Source organism: uncultured Rikenella sp. (assembly GCF_910579375.1).
Lineage (GTDB): Bacteria > Bacteroidota > Bacteroidia > Bacteroidales > Rikenellaceae > Rikenella.
Genome location: NZ_CAJTUJ010000004.1, coordinates 1 through 20,369, shown reverse-complemented (window position 1 = coordinate 20,369; position 20,369 = coordinate 1). Strand labels below are relative to the sequence as shown.

General features: G+C 56.2%; 19 protein-coding genes and 1 tRNA gene. 17 read left to right on the top strand and 3 right to left on the bottom strand.

Annotated elements, in window-relative coordinates; genetic code table 11:
* Nucleotides 1–19 precede the first annotated feature (19 nt).
* The 9 genes from QZ302_RS00945 to QZ302_RS00905 all read left to right on the top strand — a co-directional run bounded on the left by QZ302_RS00945 (nucleotide 20) and on the right by QZ302_RS00905 (nucleotide 9,852).
* Nucleotides 20–1,276, top strand: coding sequence for a hypothetical protein (locus tag QZ302_RS00945; RefSeq protein WP_294591468.1), 1,257 nt, complete (start codon nucleotides 20–22; stop codon nucleotides 1,274–1,276).
* Nucleotides 1,277–1,524: 248 nt separating this feature from the next.
* On the top strand, nucleotides 1,525–1,755 hold the full coding sequence (locus QZ302_RS00940; protein ID WP_294591466.1) for a hypothetical protein: 231 nt from the start codon (nucleotides 1,525–1,527) through the stop codon (nucleotides 1,753–1,755).
* A complete protein-coding gene (locus tag QZ302_RS00935; RefSeq protein WP_294591464.1) occupies nucleotides 1,752–2,063 on the top strand; it encodes a hypothetical protein in 312 nt (103 codons plus the stop codon). The genes QZ302_RS00940 and QZ302_RS00935 overlap by 4 nt, the downstream gene beginning before the upstream one ends.
* Nucleotides 2,064–2,081: 18 nt before the next feature.
* Nucleotides 2,082–2,342, top strand: a complete 261-nt coding sequence (locus QZ302_RS00930) for a hypothetical protein (RefSeq protein ID WP_294591462.1) — start codon at nucleotides 2,082–2,084, stop codon at nucleotides 2,340–2,342.
* A gap of 31 nt (nucleotides 2,343–2,373) precedes the next feature.
* Nucleotides 2,374–2,805, top strand: coding sequence for a hypothetical protein (locus tag QZ302_RS00925; RefSeq protein WP_294591460.1), 432 nt, complete (start codon nucleotides 2,374–2,376; stop codon nucleotides 2,803–2,805).
* 97 nt (nucleotides 2,806–2,902) lie between these two features.
* Nucleotides 2,903–3,361 (top strand): hypothetical protein, encoded by a 459-nt coding sequence (locus QZ302_RS00920; RefSeq protein WP_294591458.1) that lies wholly within the window; start codon nucleotides 2,903–2,905, stop codon nucleotides 3,359–3,361.
* Nucleotides 3,358–7,716, top strand: a complete 4,359-nt coding sequence (locus tag QZ302_RS00915; RefSeq protein ID WP_294591455.1) for a phage tail tape measure protein — start codon at nucleotides 3,358–3,360, stop codon at nucleotides 7,714–7,716. The genes QZ302_RS00920 and QZ302_RS00915 overlap by 4 nt, the downstream gene beginning before the upstream one ends.
* Complete coding sequence (locus tag QZ302_RS00910; protein ID WP_294591453.1) at nucleotides 7,713–8,012, top strand: hypothetical protein; 300 nt, start codon at nucleotides 7,713–7,715, stop codon at nucleotides 8,010–8,012. The genes QZ302_RS00915 and QZ302_RS00910 overlap by 4 nt, the downstream gene beginning before the upstream one ends.
* Nucleotides 8,013–8,031: 19 nt before the next feature.
* Nucleotides 8,032–9,852 carry a hypothetical protein gene (locus QZ302_RS00905; protein WP_294591451.1) on the top strand — a complete coding sequence of 607 codons (1,821 nt, stop codon included), beginning with the start codon at nucleotides 8,032–8,034 and terminating at the stop codon, nucleotides 9,850–9,852.
* A gap of 4 nt (nucleotides 9,853–9,856) precedes the next feature.
* On the opposite strand, the gene QZ302_RS00900 is transcribed toward QZ302_RS00905, so the two are convergent.
* Nucleotides 9,857–10,306 (bottom strand): hypothetical protein, encoded by a 450-nt coding sequence (locus tag QZ302_RS00900; RefSeq protein WP_294591449.1) that lies wholly within the window; start codon nucleotides 10,304–10,306, stop codon nucleotides 9,857–9,859.
* Between the two features lie 133 nt (nucleotides 10,307–10,439).
* Between QZ302_RS00900 and QZ302_RS00895 the strand changes: the two genes are divergently transcribed.
* The 7 genes from QZ302_RS00895 (at nucleotide 10,440) to QZ302_RS00865 (ending at nucleotide 17,255) form a co-directional block, all read left to right on the top strand.
* Complete coding sequence (locus QZ302_RS00895; RefSeq protein ID WP_294591447.1) at nucleotides 10,440–13,412, top strand: hypothetical protein; 2,973 nt, start codon at nucleotides 10,440–10,442, stop codon at nucleotides 13,410–13,412.
* Between the two features lie 27 nt (nucleotides 13,413–13,439).
* Nucleotides 13,440–13,742 carry a hypothetical protein gene (locus QZ302_RS00890; RefSeq protein WP_294591445.1) on the top strand — a complete coding sequence of 101 codons (303 nt, stop codon included), beginning with the start codon at nucleotides 13,440–13,442 and terminating at the stop codon, nucleotides 13,740–13,742.
* Nucleotides 13,739–14,422 carry a hypothetical protein gene (locus QZ302_RS00885; protein ID WP_294591443.1) on the top strand — a complete coding sequence of 228 codons (684 nt, stop codon included), beginning with the start codon at nucleotides 13,739–13,741 and terminating at the stop codon, nucleotides 14,420–14,422. The genes QZ302_RS00890 and QZ302_RS00885 overlap by 4 nt, the downstream gene beginning before the upstream one ends.
* A gap of 5 nt (nucleotides 14,423–14,427) precedes the next feature.
* Entirely contained in the window at nucleotides 14,428–15,852 is a 1,425-nt protein-coding gene (locus tag QZ302_RS00880; protein WP_294591441.1) for a hypothetical protein, read from the top strand.
* A 9-nt stretch (nucleotides 15,853–15,861) separates the two neighbouring features.
* Nucleotides 15,862–16,233: a hypothetical protein gene (locus QZ302_RS00875; RefSeq protein WP_294591439.1), complete on the top strand. Its 372-nt coding sequence runs from the start codon at nucleotides 15,862–15,864 to the stop codon at nucleotides 16,231–16,233.
* A gap of 105 nt (nucleotides 16,234–16,338) precedes the next feature.
* Complete coding sequence (locus QZ302_RS00870; protein WP_294591437.1) at nucleotides 16,339–16,752, top strand: D-Ala-D-Ala carboxypeptidase family metallohydrolase; 414 nt, start codon at nucleotides 16,339–16,341, stop codon at nucleotides 16,750–16,752.
* Between the two features lie 83 nt (nucleotides 16,753–16,835).
* Nucleotides 16,836–17,255: a hypothetical protein gene (locus QZ302_RS00865; protein ID WP_294591435.1), complete on the top strand. Its 420-nt coding sequence runs from the start codon at nucleotides 16,836–16,838 to the stop codon at nucleotides 17,253–17,255.
* 71 nt (nucleotides 17,256–17,326) lie between these two features.
* Here the strand turns inward: QZ302_RS00865 and QZ302_RS00860 are convergent.
* Both QZ302_RS00860 and QZ302_RS00855 read right to left on the bottom strand, forming a co-directional pair.
* Nucleotides 17,327–17,408, bottom strand: a tRNA-Leu gene (locus QZ302_RS00860).
* 125 nt (nucleotides 17,409–17,533) lie between these two features.
* Nucleotides 17,534–18,226 carry a YjjG family noncanonical pyrimidine nucleotidase gene (locus QZ302_RS00855; RefSeq protein WP_294591433.1) on the bottom strand — a complete coding sequence of 231 codons (693 nt, stop codon included), beginning with the start codon at nucleotides 18,224–18,226 and terminating at the stop codon, nucleotides 17,534–17,536.
* Nucleotides 18,227–18,401: 175 nt separating this feature from the next.
* Between QZ302_RS00855 and dnaK the strand changes: the two genes are divergently transcribed.
* Nucleotides 18,402–20,321, top strand: a complete 1,920-nt coding sequence (gene dnaK, locus QZ302_RS00850; protein ID WP_294591431.1) for a molecular chaperone DnaK — start codon at nucleotides 18,402–18,404, stop codon at nucleotides 20,319–20,321.
* The last annotated feature ends 48 nt before the right edge of the window (nucleotides 20,322–20,369 follow it).

Genomic DNA, 20,369 nt, shown 5'->3' with positions numbered 1-20,369 from the left:
GATCAACAATTCAATGATTATGAAAAAATACAACGTAATACTTCTATGGAGCGGCCTGTTCTTGTATGTTCCAGTGCAAGCCCAGATAAAAGAATATCGAGTTCAGACCCCTGATGCTTTGGATACTACATATTGTATCCCTCATTATGACAGTACGTCCAATATAACTTTTCATCTTGACAAGAGAGATTATTTTCAATATATTGGGCAACAATTGTGCTTTTATGAGAGGGCATCTAAACAAATGCAGAGCGACACCCATGAGAACTATTATAGTTTTAAATTATTGCAACCGGATACGGTATGGTACCGTAAAAAGAAAAAACCTGTAGAATATAAAGATTATGTGGTGTACGATGCTTATCAACATCATTTAACAACAAAACATGTAAATGCAACTCCATGCCAAGAAATTGAAGGTAAAACATTTACAATAACGGCATTTAACAGCAAATCGGATACTCTAGTATTTACGTTGCATTCGCCCGAAGAAGATATTTTTTTCAATTGGGAAATAAAATCACCTAAATATATAAAGACAATAAGGTACTCATTCCCAGCTATCGTTATGGGGTACTATCAGAAAATAAAACAGCAATATGTCAATAGATCTTTTGTTGTTACTGCACAAAATCACGGGATGAAAAGAGTAATAAAAGACATTAGTTCAAGAACTCCTGTGGAATTACGGAAAGCAAGTATGCATGTAGGACTATTTGGAGAACCGATAATATTCAAGTGTGTAGATGTTGCTATTGCGGATATCGACAATGAATACAAAATTCCCTATTTGATTTTTGAAGATAGCCTAAAACATCATATAGCGATTCGTTTTGTTGAAAATCCACCATTGACATGTATGTTGAATAAACGTGATATGGAGTCTGATAGTGGACCGATGGGAGGATGGTGGACAATAGATGATTTTGAAGATGTTATTAAAGTTGAACAGCGTGCTTTGATAAAAGAACAACAAAGAATTGCAGAACAAAAAAAGATTGAAGAGCAACAAATCCAAGAAAGAAAATTACGGCAAGAAAAAGAAGCACAGCATTTGGCTGAGTGTATTAAAAAATTCGGAAAACATTTAGGTACCTTAATTGCGGAAGGTAAAGTTCAATTGGGGATGACTAAAGAACAATGTGAATGGGCATGGGGATATCCTGATGATGTGAATAGAACAACAGGTAGTTTTGGGAGCCATGAACAATGGGTTTATGGAGGTGGTAACTACTTGTATTTTGAGAATGGACGCCTCACAGTTATTCAAAATTAGGATTTGTCTATCGGCGCGAATTTCGCGCCGATTTTGGTTTTTTGAAGAAAGTTTTTACATTTGCAATGCTCTATTTCCAACAAGGCGAGTAATGCTCGCCGATTTATCTGTGCGAGCGTTTTTTATGCTTGCTAATTTGGGTTTCGTACCCCCGTGCCGAGAGTTAATGCTCCGGCTGCCTTGTTGGTGTAGAGCAGCGGGTCAGTACGAAGCCCTTTTTGTGTTTAATTTTTAATGCTCAAACCAACATGAAAAACAAACTCATTCGACGGGAATCTTCCGTCATGCCGTTCGAGAGCCTGATCTTGCGTCTCGAACAGATCCGCAGGGAGTTCTATCGTCAGATTCCCGACTCCGACGAAATCGACCAGAACACATTCGAGAACGCCATCAATGAGGCGCAGACCGTGATTGGTGTGTGCATGGCACAGCAGCTGGTAGACCGTTGCCGGCGTGAGAAAGGAGGGCGCGCGTTATGAGAATCGTTACTTATATTCCCTCCGCACGACCGCCGTTCCCGGCTGCTTACGTACACGCCACCGTCTCCTGCGACCGGACGCGGACATTGCCGACATTCAGTTGTCGGATATCCTACTACTTCTACGAAGAGTTGTTCGAACGCATCTTTTTGATCCAGCGCGATCGGAACTTCGCCGATACGCGGATCCTCGTTACGCTGCACGACGGGCGACGGTTCGAATGGGACAGGGAGCGGGCCTTGCAATGCTTTACCCGGCTCAAGCCCGACCCGCGTCAGTTGCTGGATATGTTGCCCCCGATCGTTTAATTTTCATACCTTTCAGACATGAACGATCAGGAACAAGAGAAGATCATCGAGGCGACGGTGGCCGTGCTTTCGGAGACGTTCGCTCCGGCCGCGTCGATCGACGAGAGCGCAAAGCGGTACACGTCGGCGCAGCTGGCGCAAGCTATCTACGAACTGACCGGTGTTTCACCCAGTATTGAGATGTTGTATCAGATTATGACGGAGTGCGGTTACCGTTACGTCGTCGATGAGACCTCGGCCACGCTGCGATACGTCTGGCTGTTGCAATATCGCGGATAATTTCGTAACTTTAGGAAAAGGAGGAATCGCTATGGGGACTTTGTTTTGGGGATTGATCGGCATTCTGATTCTCGTGGGAATCGGTCGGGCGATCTACGACTGGTTCCGGAAACAGCCGGAACCCGATTGGCGCGATATTTACGGTCATCAGGATTGGGTACCTCATAAATCCGGCGACAGAAGCACCCCGGATAAGTCTGCAGCCTTAAGTCGTCATGAAAAACAACCGTACCGTTTGTATTTCGGACAATGGACAGAGGAGGTGGACGACGCTACTCGGATTATTCATTGCGTATGTCCCGATCCGGTGGAAGATGATTTTAATCAAATCCGGGTGTTTTTGAATACAGAATACAGGGTGTCTGTCATCGAAAAATACCTGGAAGACGCAAAAAACATGCATGCGTCGGCCGAGGTGATCGACATGATCGAAAAGCACTTACAGTATTTGAAACAGAAATAAGACCGATTCGGCAAACTCGAAGAGGCCGGTAGGAGATGATCCTGTCGGCCTTTTTTGTGTCCTTTCGCGAGGGGTCGCGGCGAAGCACCTTTGCGGTATGCTGACCGAACAATATAACCGAACGGTTCCGTTTAATGTTTCCGTCGCCGAAGCTGCGACGGACATCATGCAGCTGTTGGTGAAACGGCAGGCCGCTATTGCCCGAATCGATTACGAACCGCATCTGAAACCGTTGTCGAAACGGAATGCACGATCACATGCCGGCCCCCATCTGATGGATCGCTTGGCCTCCATGCAGCCGAAGATCGACCATACGGATAACGAATTACGCATCGAACTGAACTACCCGGCCACCATCCGCTTTCTCGACCTGAAAAAGACCAAATCCGGCAACAAGAAACGCCGGTACACGGCAATCTATAACCGGCCTCTGTTCGGCCACCTGTACGGGCGCGGCTATTCGCTGTCGAGCATGGTAAATCTGGCTCTTCAGCAGCAGTACCGGAACTATTTCTCCATTCTTCAGGACGTCATGAAAACCATCGATCTGTTATGAGTATCAAGGAAGAGATTATCAAAAGTGAAATCCGGACGACCGGATTCAAAAAGGTACAGGAAGGTATTATCAATACCATCAAGACGCTCAATAAGTACCAAGATGAACTGAAAGAGCTGAAGCACCGGCGCGAGGAGTTGATCGCTTCCGAGAAGAAGGGGACACAAGCCTATCGGGACGTAACCAAACGGATCACGGAGGTAAAATCTCAGATCAAACTTCAGACGGCCGAATTGGATAAACAGGAGAAGCAGCTTTCCCTGACCCAGATGAGCTATAAACAGTTGTCCAAGCATGCGGCGGATTTAAGGAAAAAGCTGCAAGGGATTTCCGAGGCGGTCGATCCGTCCGGTTTCGCCAAAGCACGGGCCGAGTTGAAACTCTACGAATCTCAAATGGCCAAGATACGTCGGGGATTGAATGACATTGAGGGTAAATTCGGAAATGAAGAATCTCCGCTGTGGCAGAAACTCGGCAAATTCATACCGGTTGATAGTGCTTTGGCGGTCATTTCGAAACTGAAAGACTGGGGCGGGCAAGTTGTTCGGATTTTCTCCAGCTTTCAGTACCAGATGTCGAAAGTACAGGCCGTATCGAACGCGACCGGGGAGCAGTTCAAGGCGCTGAAGGAGAACGCCAAGGAGCTCGGCGCCTCGACCGAGTACACCGCTACGCAGGTCGCCGAGTTGCAGCTCAATTATGCCCGTCTCGGCTTCACCCCCGGCGAGATTTTGAAGATCACTTCCGCCACCCTCGACCTCGCCACCGCCACCGGTTCCGACCTCGCGTCTGCCGCCGACGTCGCCGGGTCGACGCTGCGGGCCTTCGGGTATGACGGTTCGCAGATGACCCGCGTCGTGGACGTCATGGCCGCCTCGTTCAACAAATCGGCCCTCGACTTGGGGTACTTCTCCGAATCGATGAAGTACGTCGCCCCGATCGCCGCCAAAGCGGGCGTTTCGCTGGAACAGGCCACCGCCATGCTCGGCATCCTCGCCGATCGCGGCATCCGCGGGTCGCAGGCCGGGACATTCCTCAAGCGGATTTTGTCCGAGATATCGACCGAGGGCAAGAGCGTCTCCGAGGCCCTCGCCGATCTGAACGAAAAGGGGCTGACACTGGCCGACGCCGAGGACGAAGTCGGTAAATACGCCATGACAGCTTTGACCGTCCTTGCCGACAACGCCCCCGCCGTCGAGGGACTGACCGTCGCCCTGAACGACTCTGCCGGAGCCGCCGAGCATGCCGCCGCCATCATGCGCGACAACATACAGGGCGACCTCGATACCTTCAAGAGCAAGCTCGAGGGGCTGATCATCCGCCTCGGCGACGGGTTGAACCCCGTGATCCGCGGAACCATCCAGCTCTTCACCTCCCTGTTGACTCCGCTCTCCGTAATCGGCGTCGCCTTTGCCGCCTGGTTCGTCAGCCTGAAGGCCGGTCGGGCCGCCGTCGAAGCCTATAACGCTGCTAAACGTCTATTCACCGCCGGGACGAAAAGTGCCACCCTCTCGCTGGTTTCTGAGACTGCTGCGATGAATGTCAATACGATGGCCGCCAAGCGTAACCTCGTGCAGATTCGCAGCATGCCCGCCGCGACGAAAGCGTGGGCCGCGGCGAAACTCCTGCTGGCGGGGAACTTCCGGGCGGCGGGCGTGGCTGCCAAAGCGTTCTTCGCCTCGATCGGACCGATCGGGTGGATCGCGATGGCGATCGGACTGGCCGTCGGAGCGATGGCTGCCTTTTCCGGAGCGACCAAGAAGGCGAGCGAGGCCAGTTCGCAGCTGGCGATGGAACTGTCGCAGGAGCGGGCCACGCACGACGACCTGAAACGCGCTGTAACCGAGAGTGCGCAAGGGTCGAAGACGCGGGCCGAGGCGATCCGGCTCATCAACGAGCGCTACAAAGAGTACCTGCCGTACCTCGTTTCGGAGAAGATGAGCAACGAGGAGGTTGCCGCGGCGCTCGACTACGCCTCGCAGAAGATGGAAGAAAACATCAAGGTACGGATCCGGGCGCAGGAGGAACAACGAATACAACAAGCCTTATTCGATTCGGAAAAGAAAGCGCTACAGGGATTAATGGGAGAATATCTCGATAAAGGAGAGCGAACGGCCGATCAGCAAGCTATGATGTCTCAGCAGTTTGTCGAATTGATTCACCAACTAAAAGAAACGGGCGATCAGGTGGGATTCGTCAGAGAGGCTATGCAGCTATTGGGATATAGCGAACAAGAGTATATCAATGCAACGAACGGGCGTGGGAAAGCAGCCGGTGAGTATCGAAAGTTATGGGGAATCTTGCAAGAGATCGTGCGAGAAAGTCAAAAGGCAACTAATGCACTGACTATTTTGGATGCTCTTGTCAATGGTGCTTCAAAAAAAGCGAATCCTTATGAAACGATGACTCTCGAACAGTTGAATGATGCATTGGAAGCTGTTAATTCTGAGTTGGAAAATAAAACTGATCTTACAGACGAACAACGCTTATCTGCGGAAACGGAACAAAAAGAAATCGCACGGCAGATTGAATTGCGGAAACAGCAGATCAAAACGGAGAACAGTTATGCCGGGGTACTGCAACGCCTCAAGGATGAGAAAAAGGAGTTAGAAGCCCAGCTGAATAGAACCGACGGGGCGAACCGAAAAGAGATCGCCCGAATTCAGGCCCTGATCGCCGCCAAGCAGAAAGAGATCGATTTATATGAGAACAAGAAGACTACGAATAAGACAGGGAGACAATGGTCAATCTCTTCCGACGAGTCTTATCTGAAAGCTAAGGCCGAGCTCCGGGAGAAACAGATGAGCGGCGAGATCGCCACCGAGGAGGAGTACAGCCGCCGGCTGCTCGCGCTGGAGATCCAAACCCTTGAAAACCGGATCGCGGCCCACAAAGAGAAAGGCGCCGACCTCGCCAAACTCGAAGAGCAGCTGCTCGACAAGCGTTACCAGCAGCAGAAGAGCGCCCGCGACCGGGAGAAGAAGCTACTTGATATCGCCGCGCAGGGTGACAGCGCCGAGGACAAAGAGAACGACGCCTACGAGAAGCAGTTGCGGGATCTCGGTCTGTTCGGTCGGGAGCTCGAGGAGATGACCGCCAACGAACAGGCCGCCTACCTCCAGTTGAAACGGTCGCACTACGAGAAGTTGAGTTCGATCTACGTCGATGAGCTGTCGAAAGAGCTGAGCAAGCAGCAAAAGTCGATCCAGCGCAAGGCCACAGCCGAAAAGCAGGCGCATAACGATGAGTTGGCCGCCGCGGATACTTTCGAGAAGAAAAAAGCATTGCTCCGGAAATGGTACAGCGAGGAGGAGCTGCGGCGTGTGCGAACGGACAAACAAGCCGACTCGATGCTGAAGCGGCAGTATGCCGCCGAGGAGCAAGCCGCCCTGAAAACCGACCTCGAAAAGATGCTCGCCACCTATCAGGCCATTGTCGAGGAGGTCGGCGAAACCGGTCTGTTGGCCAACGGCGTCGCCGCGACGGAGGAAGACATCGAACGGTTGCAGAAGATCATCGACGACCTGAAGAAACAGCTGGCTGAATTGGGGGCGACCCCTCCTCCGACCCTCGGCGGGGAGGATAAGAACGATCCGCGGAGCAACGTCGACATTTTGGGGATGACCCCGGACAAGTGGAAAGAGTTCAAGAAGAATTTGGATGACGGGAAGTTCGGGATGGAGGAGATATTGGCCATCGCCGGCGCGATCGGCTCGGCGTTCTCCGACGTCAGCAACCTGATGACCGCAATGGAGCAGCGGGAGCTGAAGAACTACGAGAAGGCACAGAACAAGAAAAAGCAGTTGCTCGAACGGCAGCTGAAGAGCGGCACTATCTCGCAAGAACGTTACAACGAAGCCGTGCAGCGGTTGGACGACGAGACCGAGGCCAAGCGGGAGGAGATTGAGCGGAAGCAAGCCAAACGCGACAAGGCGCTGGCCGTTTTCAACAGCCTGATCAATACGGCAGTGGCTGTTACTGCGGCTTTGCAAGTTCCGTTTCCAATGGGTGAGATTTTGGCCGGAATCGTAGCGGCATTGGGGGCCGTCCAGACCGCCGCGATCCTCGCCACCCCGCTGCCCGGAGCAGAGGAGGGCGGGCCGATCGGCGTCGTCCGGGAGCAGGACGGCAAGCGGTTCGACGCCGAGTTCTCGCCCCGCAAGCGCGGCTTCGTCCATCGGCCTACCGTCATTCAGACTGCGGGAGGCCAACCCGTGCTGACCGGCGAGGCCGGTACCGAGTACGTCGTGCCGAACGACCTGTTGCGAGTGCCGGAGGTGGCCAGCATGGTGAACCTGATCGAGGCCGCCCGGCTGCGCGGCTCGTTCCGCCCCGTGAACCTCTCCGCCCCGTGAACCTCTCCGCCGCGATGGCCGCCGGAGCGATCCCCGGGCGCGAGAGCGGCGGATACGTCGGCGGGGACTCCTCGGCCAACAGAGCCTCCGGGAACGATGCGCCCGGTACCCCTGTCGACGCCTACGACGCCGAACTGCTACGAGAAGTCAAAGAAGTCATCGGGAAGTTCAGCAAGCAGTTGGATAAGCCGCTTCCCGTATTCATCTCCGCTTACGGCCGCGATGGGATATTCACCATACAAAAGAAGATCGAACAACAACAGCGCCGCGCCGGGATCGGCGGACGGGCCAAGTAACCCTTAACGAGAGAGTACTATGTTACAGATATTCGTAGACGACCGTCCGATTGACCTGAGCGACGACATCAGCATTGACCTCGTGTTCGAGAACCCGCTCTTCTCCAGCGACCGGATTCCCGCCACCTATTCGCTAAGCTATGACCTGCCGCTGACCCCGCGCAACCGGCAGGTGTTCGGCAATCCCGACCGCGTGGCGGCCGCCGGTGACCGCTTCCGGGAGCGGCCCGCCCGGATTCTCTTCGCCGGTCTTGAGATCGCCAGTGGTGTGCAAACCATCGAGGAGATCTCCGACGTCATTACCGTGAATTTCGCCGGCAGCATCCTCCCCGCCGCCCTGAACCGGAAGCTCTACCACGTCGAGATGGACAAGATACCGTTGGCCTACAACGGAGCATACGCGGTGTCGAGCTCTCAGACCGATTGGGACGGTATCCTCCGGCGGAACATGAAAGATCCGGACGCTCCCTTTGTCGCCGCACCCGTCGCGATCAAAGATGTGGAGTGGTTGGAGCGCGACCCCGACAACCCGGAGGACTTCCTGCTGAACACCCGCGCCCGCTGGATCAACCCGATGCACTTGGAATACCACAGCTACGAACACTTTCTGAAGAATGCCGAGCAGCGGTTCTACCTGTTGAAAATTCTCCCGGCCGTCAAGGTGTGGTACATCTTCGACAAGATTTTCGGCGGGAAGCTGGAGCACAACATCTTCCGGGAGGGCGAGTGGAAGAAGCTCTCGTTACAAACCTTATGGCACCCGTCGTACAACATCACCGACAACCTCCCGTGCTGGTCGCCGGATACCGACGCGTGGGGAAATGACGGCTACGCCGTCTGGTTGCAGGACTTCATGCCCGACGTCTGGTCGGCCGACTTCGTCGTGGAGATGCTCAAACTCCCCTGCGCATCGATGTACGTCCGCGGCGACAACTTCGCGATCGAGAGCAATGCCGACGTGCTGAACCGGAACGTCGTCCGGGATATCCGCCCCGACCGGCTGATCGGGACGCCCGTCATCTCGCGCGAGGTCGGTCAGCGCTATACGGCCGGTTTCGCCGACAGCGAGGAGGGCGAACAACCGGAGGGAGAAATCAAGGAAGTGGATAACATATTGGAGGGGATTCACTACATGGCCAGCCGGGGCTACCTCTCGGACGGAACGGGTATCGTAACTTCCGTCCGGGTGCGGAATCCCCGGCAGGTGCAGACCATCATCCTAGACAAGGATAGCCGGGCCTACTATGCCGTCAAGCAGGAGGACATGCCCGACGAAGAGACCGCCGACGACGACGCGGAAGAGACCGAGTCGACGGATAGCGGTTACGACATGACGGTGAACGCGAAGCGGGTGCAGTGCGTGGCGAACCGCTATTGGTTGAACGACGACGACATCGGCAAGAACTGGTACCACCACATCCTTTGCCCGGAGATCGAGGCGATCGGCAGCGAACGGTTAGACGAACTGCTCATCGGTCTGTATCAAGGATTGCAGTCGGAGATCCAGCAGTGGAGCATGAATCCGGGCTACACGCCGAACACCTTCCCGGCGCTCTCGGCGACGAACTACGGGGCGAACGGGGAGCGGTACGGCGACCTGTCGCTCTACTGGCACGGCCCGGACGGGCTGCTGGCGCGCCACAAACGGTTCGCGGAGTGGCTGGCCAAAGACCGGATGGTCGTCACGATAGAAGTGCTCTTCACGGCACTCGACCTGCACGAGCTCGACCTGCGGGACAAGTTCGCCCTCTACGGCCGCCACTTCTTTATCCGCTCCATGAACGTCTCCCTCAAGAAAAACTCCATCGAACCGGCCGAGGTCGAGTTCGTGGAGGTGTGAAAACTTACAGTTGCACCGTGCATTCGTTCGTTCGGTTTTTTCCTGACTCGTCCGACCACATTATGCGAACCGGGATCTCTCCTCCGTCACCGAAAGCCCAACGAAGTTGGTATTCCTGTTGTATTTCGGGAAGAAGTTCTTTAATTTCAATATGTGGAATACTGTAATTCTTCCTTTGAAAAAACGAATGACTGACCAACTGGACGTTGCGTGCAACGGCTTTGCCGTAATTCTTAACGACCAAAGTCCCGGTATGGTTATAATCTCCTCGAATATTGGTTACATAAGCCCGCACATCTGCTTTTTTCTGCACCACGACCTCTTTCTTGATTCTCTCAATTTCATACTTATTGATGAATTTCTGTTGCGCCTTGAGTTCCTTGTCGTGTTTAAGGTACGTGTACAACGCGAATGCCAATGTGCCTAAGGCTACGACTAAACTTACGATTTCCATAGTGATGTCGATAAAGCACAATGATAGTGAATCGTTGAGTTTCCGACAATAACTACGAAAAGCGTTGGCTTTCTTTTTTGTCCTTTCGCCTCGTGTGTATCCCGGTACTTTTGCTGAAAAGTAAGAGATCGGGATGTCCAATATCGTACAGCAGCCGCAGGAGTATAGTTTCGCCGGGAATTTGGGCGACCTCGTCGTGATGAGCGACCGGGCGATCGCGTTTGCCATCGACGGGCTGTTAGAGGAGCGGTATGAACCCGACGCTTCCGGTCGCGTCGTGATACCGTTAAGAGCCTTCTTCGAAGCCCACCTACACGCCCCCAGCATAGACGATATTCCCTCCGAGGGGCTTCCCCTGACTACCTACACCTACCGTATCGACGGCGAAGAGGCCGGTACTTTCTGCGTGCTGCCCGGCGGCGTGAACGCCGGGAGCCTCGATACTCCGCTTTTTCTCAAGAGTAACTTCCTGACTTGGCAGCCTCAGACCCGGTACGTCGGGTATCACGAACCCCAGTGGCTGCGGTACGTCGCCCTGAACGATTGTACCGTGCGGGTCAAAGGCTACTTCGCCCCGACCGGCGACGAAACCGGGGCGGATCCGGAAACCGTCATCCTTCAAGAACTGACCGCCGGACGGGTATACAGCCTCGATGTGAACTACGGCCGTGTTCGGGGGCTGTTCGAGCGGCAGCCTACCTACTTCGACGTGTGGGTGGAGAACGCCGAGGGCGATCGTCAGAGCTTCGTGCAGCGGTATGTGCTGCGGGAGACCGGGGACGAACAGACCGCCGACTGGTTCGTTTTCGAGAACAGCCTCGGCGGTTACGACACCATCCGGTTTACCGGCGATCGGAAAGAGGTGGGCGAGTCCGAGAGCCGGAACGCCGTCTTCGACGGAGATACCTTCGAGTTCGGCATCGACTACGGCAAGGCATGGACGAAGTACACCGGCTACCTGCCCGACGAACGGACGCGGCAGTGGGTGCTGGAGTTCTTCGGCAGCTGCCGCCGGTACCACCTCGCCACCTCCTCGCTGGAGCGCATCTACGTCTCCAAGCCCAAGCTCGAGGCGACCGCCGGGGAGGCCGCCGGGTACGAGTTCACCTTCGCCTACTCCCACCAGTCCCGCTATCTGAATATCGCCCGCGACGAACTACCCGAACAGCTGGAGATCGTCGGGCCGGGTGCGGAACTTTTTTTTTTGACGCCCCGGCTCAATGAGTTCCCGATCCTCGACCCGGATAGCGATGTCCTGATCCCGGCCCAATACGCCTATTCCGGTCGGTGGGGCGTGATCCCCGCCTCGGCCCTCGGCGGCGGCACGGGCGGCGGGGGAGACGTCGTAACCGGAAAGGAGCCGATCCGCGTCGATCGTACCAACCGTATCGCCCGCATCTCGCACGAGCCGCCGAACCTCCCCGATCCCGAACGCTTCAACCGTTACGGCAATGCCGACGAGTGGGGCCATATCATCGAAGACTACCACCCTCACGGCGGGCGGGCCGATCTCGATTTCGCCGCGCAGGATATCACGGGGCGCGACCTGTCGCTGACCGGCCCGATCGAGCATCCCGAATACGTTCCCGGCGTCCTCGGCAGCGCATGGGGCGGCACTCCGGAGGGCGACTTCTGGTTCCGGGCGCTCGGCGTGCGGGACGGCATCACCACCACCGAGCTCATTTATAACCGGCAGTCGATCGAAGGGAATATCAAGTACTTCACCGACGGCATCAGCGTCGACCGGGTGAGCGACACCGCCCGGCTCATCGACAACCTCGGTCGGCCGCTGCGGACGCAGCACGACGTGCAGCTCGTCACCTCCATCGGCCCCGGCATGTACCATATCGTGCAGAAGAGCTGCGACGGCGACGATCGCGTTCCCTTCCGAACGGACGACCTGTTGGTCGGCTACTTCCGCCACGACGGCGTGCTGCCCACCGCCACCTACCTGCGCGTGGTCTCTGTCTTCGGCCCCGGCGAGGGCTTCACCGCCCGCCTCGTGCAGGGCGCACCGCCCCAACGCCACATGGTGCTCGCCCGGCGAGGCAACTACACCGACCCCGCCCGGCAGAACTCCGTCTACGTGGACGGGAAAGCCGGTAAGATGGTCTTTCTGCGGGGCGTGAACGACACCGCCTTGCGTCCCTACAACACCGCTGCGCAGATCGGGTATATCGGCGACGTGGTCGACAACGATTTCCCAGACATCGCCCCGGAGGAGGTCGGCCTCTACACGCAGAACATCCGCGCCAAGGGCGACTTCGTTCTCAGAAACGGCAAGGACGTCGCCACCGAGTTCTCAATCACCGCCGGCCAGATCGAGTCGGCCGTGTCGAGCATCGAAACTCTCGACGGACGCGTTACGCAGGAGGTCTCGCAGCTGACGCAGACCGCCTCCGACATCTCGCTCTCGGTGAGCAATCTCTCTACAGACCTGAACAGCCGTATCGATGCGGCCGAGTCGCGAATTACGGTCAATGCGCAGGGCATCGAGCAGAAGGTGGGGTTGAACGGCGTCATCTCGGCCATCAACCAAAGCGCCGAAGAGGTGAAGATCGAGGCGAACCGCATCCGACTGATCGGCGAGACGACCTTGGACGGTATCGTGAACCTGAACGGCACCGTCAAGGTCGAGTACATCGACGTGGAGAATTTGATTGTCCGAAAACTACGCACCAAGGACAGCGGTACCCGGATCGAGATCGACGATCAAACACAGCAGATACGTGCCGTGGATTACCGGGATCGTGAAGTCTTCGAACTGTCCGGGTTCAATTGGAACGAACTCCCGTCGATGGCGTTTTACGATGAATACGACGGTGATTATTCCCGAATGACTAAAAACGGATTCTATGTCTGCAAAGGTAGCGGGAATCCATATGTTTCCGCCACGGCGATCCTGACGGATCGTTTCGTCATTGTCAAATTGCCGGGAGGTGAGGATATGGGTAAAATGGGATGCGCGGACGGACTTGCTTTCCTTCAATTGAAAGCACCCAAAACGCTCGTCACTTTTTCCGGCCTCCAGTCGAAATCCGGCGTCAACGGGAACTGGAAACCGCTCTATATCGACATCGACACCGGAGACGTACGAACCGCCTGACGATGATTCACTAAACCAATCCATACCATGACACAACAGGAATTGCAAATCACCACCACCGCGACGGAGACCATCACCCACGCCAATGCCGAGCGGCACGGGCGGAAGTACATCTTCACGTATAAGCGGACGAACGGCGGCTCTCCCTCCGGCATCGACCTCGCCGTCCACGCGCCGACCCCCGACGGCAACTTCGAGCAGCTCGGCGTCGGCCAGCAGGCAAATGGCCGCCTGCTGCTCAACTTGAAAGAAGATATCGGCGCCACCATCTACTGCGAGATCACCGCCGACATCCTCGCCATTATCGAACAGATCAAACTGCAGGCATGAGTGCACAGGACTACACCAACGGCGCGAACCTCGCCGAAGGGGTTCGCGTCTTCGACGACCTGACCCGGTTCGAGAACTCCGGATTGGAGTGCCCCGTGCTTGTGGGCGATATGGGCGGCGGCATCGGTCAGGCCCGGCTGCGTGTCCTGCGCGACGTCTTCCGCGGGCTGATCGAGGCCGACAACGCCGGTTTTCCCACCGGCGGGGCGGTGTTCATCGCCCTCCAGCCGCTGCGGGAACACATCGATGAGACCGAGATCCACATCACCCCGGAGGAGCGGACGGCATGGAACGCGAAGGCCGACGCCAACGCCGTGAGCGAAGCCCTCGCCGATACGCTGAAAGCGGCGAAAGAGTATGCCGACGAACAGGCCCGGAACCTCGCAGACAGCTTCGCCGCCGCGCTGGAAACCGCCGTGTCGGAACTCAAGAACGAGATTCGCGACACCGTCGCCACGCTCATCGACAACGCCCCCGAAGCTCTCGACACCCTGCAGGAGCTTTCGGCCGCCCTCGGCGACAACCCGAACTTCGCCACCGAAGTCGCTACAGAGCTGGGTAAGCGTGTAACGAAAGAGGCGCTGGCCGAGGCCCTCGCCGGCTACGTCCCGAAGAGCGGCGACACTACCATTGCCGGCACCCTTACCGCCACCGACTTCCGTATCCCTGAATCCGAATAACGACCATGGCCATCACGCTACGACAGATCGTCTCCCGCAACGGCGGTACCACCGGCAGCTTCCGCGACCAGACCGAGAACTGCCGGAACCCCGGCTTCTTCGCCGACCGCGACATCCGCTCGATGGCCGCGTGGGAGGGGTACCGCTACCTGCTGCGCACCGACAGCGAGAGCGAAACGACGACTCGCTACTCAGACTGGGCCTGCGACACCCCTGCCGTGAACGGCCGCAAGACACGCGTCCGGTATACCGACTCCCGGAGCCGGACGCGGGCTGTCTGGTCGGACGGCACCACCGATGCGTGGGGCGAGTGGTCGGACTGGCAGGAGACCGCCGCCGAGACCGAAGAGGCCTTCGACGGTACGAGCTGTCCGTATAAGACCGACACCGAATCGCAGTCCGAGGCCAAAACCGAATACAGCGGCTGGACGTGCGACGTCCCGGCGGTGAACGGCCGCATGACGCGACACCGCTACACCTATGTCCGGTACCGCTATCGCGACATCTACAGCAACGGTACTGCCGGCGCGTGGGGCGAATGGGAAGGATGGGTACTGACCGCCGACATCATCGAGGAGTCGTACAGCGGCACGAGCTGTCCCTACCAAACCGGCACCGGCTCGCGCCACGTTTACGGCACGTGGGCCTATACGCTTCCCACCGGCACCGGCGCACAGGGGAGCCGCACCCGATCGCACAACCTCGTCACGTGGCCGATCTACAGCAACGGCGCAACCGGAGCGGAAAGTTCCACCGCCCAGCCGAACGAGACCGAAACGGTTACCTCCACCCGCGAAAGCCGGGGGAGCGGTTATTCCTGTTCCGGCACCTACAAGCAGAACTACACGACCTATCGGAATGTCTTCAAGTTCAGCGACACGACACAATATTCCGCCAACTACAATGTGAACAGCGGCTCGGCGACGCAGGTAGACGGCTATTGCGGCTATACGGCTACAAAATACTACATCTGCGGAGTGGGCGGGAACACTTTTGCCCAATGCCCGGACTACTACTATTTCGGGATCGGCCTCTCCGCCAGCTGGCCGGGGATGAGATTCGAAGTTCCGAACAATGCCAGGGGGTGTCAGTGTCTGTGCTTCTACAAAACCACCGATACCTCCGCGCGGGTCAAGATTCAGAGCGCTCGGCTGGTGAACGTCTCCTCGCCGTTCTATGTGTCCGTGCGTGAGAGCTTTTATACTTCGCAAGAATATGTGACGATCGAGTGGAACCCGTATTACAACTCCAATGGCCCCGGTTCGACGGCATTCGGACAGTCGTCATTGAACTACGCCTATTTCACGCTGGAGGTGACGTTGGTAAGCGGCAAGAAATTCAACATCGAAGGCATCATCACCCGCAACGACTACCAAGCGGGCGTCACGCCGTGGCAGACGCCCCCGCGCAACAAGAATACGCAATATTAAGAGTGAACTATGACCGAATGGCTGACCCATATTAGCAACCTGCTGAGTGTCCTCTCCGCCGCTGGCCTGCTGGGCGGAGGCGTGTGGATGTACCGCCGCGAGAACCGCCGCATCAAGCAGGCCGAAGCGGCCCGCGCCGAGGCTGACCTGAACACGCTCGCGGCCCACGAGTGGCGAGAAATCGCGGAAAACAGAGAAGTGAAGATTAATAAAAAGGATGAAAAGATAGAGGAACTGTACAAAGAGAATAGGGAGTGGCGCGACAAGTACAACGAACTCGAGAGCAAATTACATAGGTTGGAGGTGGAACGCATCAAGGAGCAGATCAGAATTTGCAATAAGCCGAAATGTGCCGACCGGGAGCCGCAGTCGGGGTTCTGAGGCTATGTAAAGAAACCGCACGATTCCTTTACACATCGATTGGTCGTGTAAAGAAAATCGCGCTCTTTTGATAAGTAGTAACTGAGATTGAAAACAGATTTTAAGATGACCTATTTTACCATCGAGGAGCTTTGTGCGTCGGAAACGGCCTGCCGGCGCGGCATCGACAACCGGCCTTCGGCAGAGATCGCCGGCAAGCTACAAACCCTCATCGAGCAGCTCTTAGACCCGATCCGGGCGGCGTGGGGCGGCCCGATCTCGATCAACAGCGGCTACCGCTGTCCGAAACTGAACGCGGCGGTCGGAGGCGTATCGACCTCCCAGCACCTCAAAGGCGAGGCGGCGGATATCTCGGTCGGAACTCCGGCCGATAACAAGCGGTTATTCGACCGGATCGTCGAGCGCCGCGACGAAGGCCGTATCGCTTTCGATCAACTCATCGATGAGTCGGGCTACCGGTGGATCCACATCTCCTACCGCGCCGGGGCAAACCGAAACCAAATTCTGCACCTGAAATGAAACGAATACTTATTTATAGTATAGCCGCGGTCGGCCTGCTGTTGTCTGGCTGCAATACCACGCGCCGAACAGCCAGCAAAACCGTGACCGAACATCGTGACTTGTCGCAGATGGATAAACGAAAAGATAGCAGCGGGCTGTCGATCCGGACGAATTGGGACTCGATCTACTGGCGGGTGACGGAGAACAAAAAGCTGCTGTTCCGTAAACTGGAATACGATACCGACAAGCCTATCGATTCCATTACGGGGAAGCCGCCGTTGAAATCCGAAACTCAAGGAGAAATCGATATGAGCCGGGATTCGCATGGCGGCAGTCAATCCAAGTCAGAGGCTAAGGATACGGTCAACGTCTCGGAACAGGATCACAGCAAGATCGACATCGACACAACGGATCAGCATGAAATCGAAACGGAGAAAAAGAGTCGGTCGCTCCCGTGGCTGCTGGTCGGGATCATTCTCGTTGCCCTCGGCTGGGCGGCGTGGAAGAGGTGGGGGCGATAAAAGTAGTCCCCCTTTTAGTCCCCCGGTAAAATAAAAAAGGTTGCTAATCAAACGATTAGCAACCTTTTTTGTGCCCAGGACAGGAATCGAACCTGCACGCCTTGCGGCACACGCACCTGAAACGTGCGCGTCTACCTATTCCGCCACCTGGGCAAAAAGAAGCGCATCTGAAGTGGATGCGGGGACAAATGTAGGAGATTCTTTCGAGACCGCCAAATTTTTCCGGCGGAATTTTCGGACTCCCGTTCTCTTTGCCGCCCCGTCGGGTCGGAGAGAACTTAAAAAATCTCCTTCAGCGCCCGCAGATCCCGAATTTCGTGCCGCGGATGCTGGTCGTGTTCGATCCCCCGGAAATTGACGAACACCGACGGCATCCCCACCGTCGAAGCCCCGTAAATGTCCGTGTAGACATCGTCCCCGATCATGATGCACTCGTCCGGCCCCACCCCCGCCTTCCGCATCGCGTATTCGAAAATCCCCGGATTCGGCTTGCCGATCCCCGCAAACTCCGACGTTGTGATCCGGTCGAAAAACGGCTTCAGTCCCGCATGCTCCACCTTCAGGAACTGCACCTCGTTGAACCCGTTCGTAATCAGCGACATCGAATGCCCCTTCGTCTTGAGGTACTCCAGTACCTCCAGCGAGTGCGGCATCAGCGTATTGCACGTCGGCGAAATCCGCAGGTACTCGTTGCTCATGTCCATCGCCATCCGTTCGTCGTGAATGCCCGCCGACTCCAGCAGCCGCACGAACCGCTGGTTGCGCAGCGTCTCCCGATCCACGATGCCGTCCCTGTATTCCGTCCACAGCCGCTGGTTGATCTCCCGGAAAATCTCGTAATACGAATCGAAATCCGGATACCGGTCGCCCAGCCCGAACGCTGCGAACAGTTCGCGCTGAGCCGTCTCCTGGTTCGTGCGCACATCCCAGAACGTATCGTCCAGGTCGAAAAAAAGATGCTTGTACTCCATAGAATGGAACGAGATTTGGTAACAAAAATAGGGAAAATTCATCGAAAATCATGCGGCCCGGCAAAGTGACAACCCGAGGCTGACATTTTGACATAAATTCGGTTTGGCACGACACTTGTACGGAAAGAGTCTGATCGAACACGAAATAAACAAATAAATACACACATACACTATTATGGGAAAGATTATCGGTATCGACCTCGGGACCACCAATTCATGCGTTGCCGTTATGGAAGGCAACGAACCCGTCGTCATTCCTAACAGCGAGGGACATCGCACCACCCCTTCGGTCGTGGCATTCACCGAAAACGGCGAACGCAAAGTCGGCGACCCGGCTAAGCGGCAGGCGATTACCAACCCGAAACGGACGATCTTCTCGATCAAACGTTTCATGGGCGAGACCTACGACCAGGTCAAAAACGAACTCGGTCGTGTGCCTTATGTCGTGAAAGACGAACACGGCGTGCCGCGGATCGACATCGACGGGCGATTGTACAGCCCGCAGGAAATTTCGGCCATGGTGCTTCAGAAAATGAAGAAAACCGCCGAAGATTACCTGGGACAGGAGGTCTCGGAAGCGGTGATTACCGTGCCGGCTTACTTCAACGACTCGCAGCGGCAGGCTACTAAGGAGGCCGGCGAAATCGCAGGCTTGAAAGTGGCGCGGATTATCAACGAACCGACCGCAGCGGCGTTGGCCTACGGGCTCGAAAAGTCCGACAAGGACATGAAGATCGCCGTTTACGACCTCGGTGGGGGGACGTTCGATATCTCGATCCTCGAACTCGGCGACGGCGTCTTCGAAGTGAAATCTACCAACGGGGATACGCACCTCGGGGGGGACGACTTCGACCACGTGATCATCGACTGGCTGGCCGGCGAGTTCGAAGCGCAGCATCACGTAGATTTGCGGAAAGATCCGATGGCTTTGCAGCGCCTGAAAGAGGCGGCCGAAAAGGCCAAAATCGAGCTGTCGAGCGCTACTGAAACTGAAATCAACCTGCCGTACATCATGCCGATCGACGGCGTGCCGCAGCACTTGGTGACCAAACTGTCGCGGGCGAAGTTCGAACAATTGGCGGATAAGCTGATCCACGCTACGATCGAACCGTGCCGCAAGGCGTTGGAAGATGCCGGTCTGACGGCTTCGCAGATCGACGACGTGATTCTGGTCGGCGGTTCAACCCGTATCCCTGCGATTCAGCAGGTCGTTAAGGACTTCTTCGGCAAAGAACCCTCGAAGAGCGTCAATCCGGACGAAGTGGTCGCCATTGGGGCGGCTATCCAGGGGGGTGTGCTGACGGGCGAGGTGAAGGATGTCCTGCTGCTCGACGTGACTCCGCTGTCGCTCGGGATCGAAACGATGGGCGGCGTGATGACCAAGCTGATCGATGCCAACACCACGATTCCGAACCGCAAGTCGGAGGTCTTCAGTACGGCGACGGACAACCAGCCGTCGGTCGAAATCCACGTCTTGCAGGGCGAACGTCAGATGGCTCGCGACAACAAGACCATCGGGCGGTTCCACCTGGACGGGATTCCGGCAGCGCCGCGCGGTGTGCCGCAGATCGAGGTGACGTTCGACATCGACGCCAACGGGATTCTGAACGTTTCGGCCAAGGACAAGGGGACGGGCAAGGAACAGAGTATCCGGATCGAGGCCTCGTCGGGGCTGAGCGAAGCCGAAATCGAACGGATGCGTGCCGAAGCCAAGGCCAATGAGGCTAAGGATAAAGAGGAACGCGAACGGGTCGATAAGATCAACGGTGCCGACTCGCTGATTTTCAGCACGGAAAAACAGCTCAAAGAGTACGGCGACAAGATTCCGGCGGACAAGAAGTCGGCGATCGAGACGGCGTTGAACGGTTTGAAAGAGGCGCATAAGTCTCAGAATCTGGCCGATATCGACAAGTATTCCGAAGGGCTGAATGCCGCATGGCAGGCCGCTTCGCAGGATATCTACAATGCGGGGAACGCCGCAGGCGGTGCTTCTTCGACCGGCGGTGCGGGAGCTTCGGGGTCGGCGGGTTCGGCTTCGCAGGCGCAGCCGGAAGACGACGGCCCGCATGATGTGGAATTCGAAGAGGTGAAATAGCATACGGATAGCCGTGTGTCACTCACCGGGACAGTCAGGCGTGTCAGG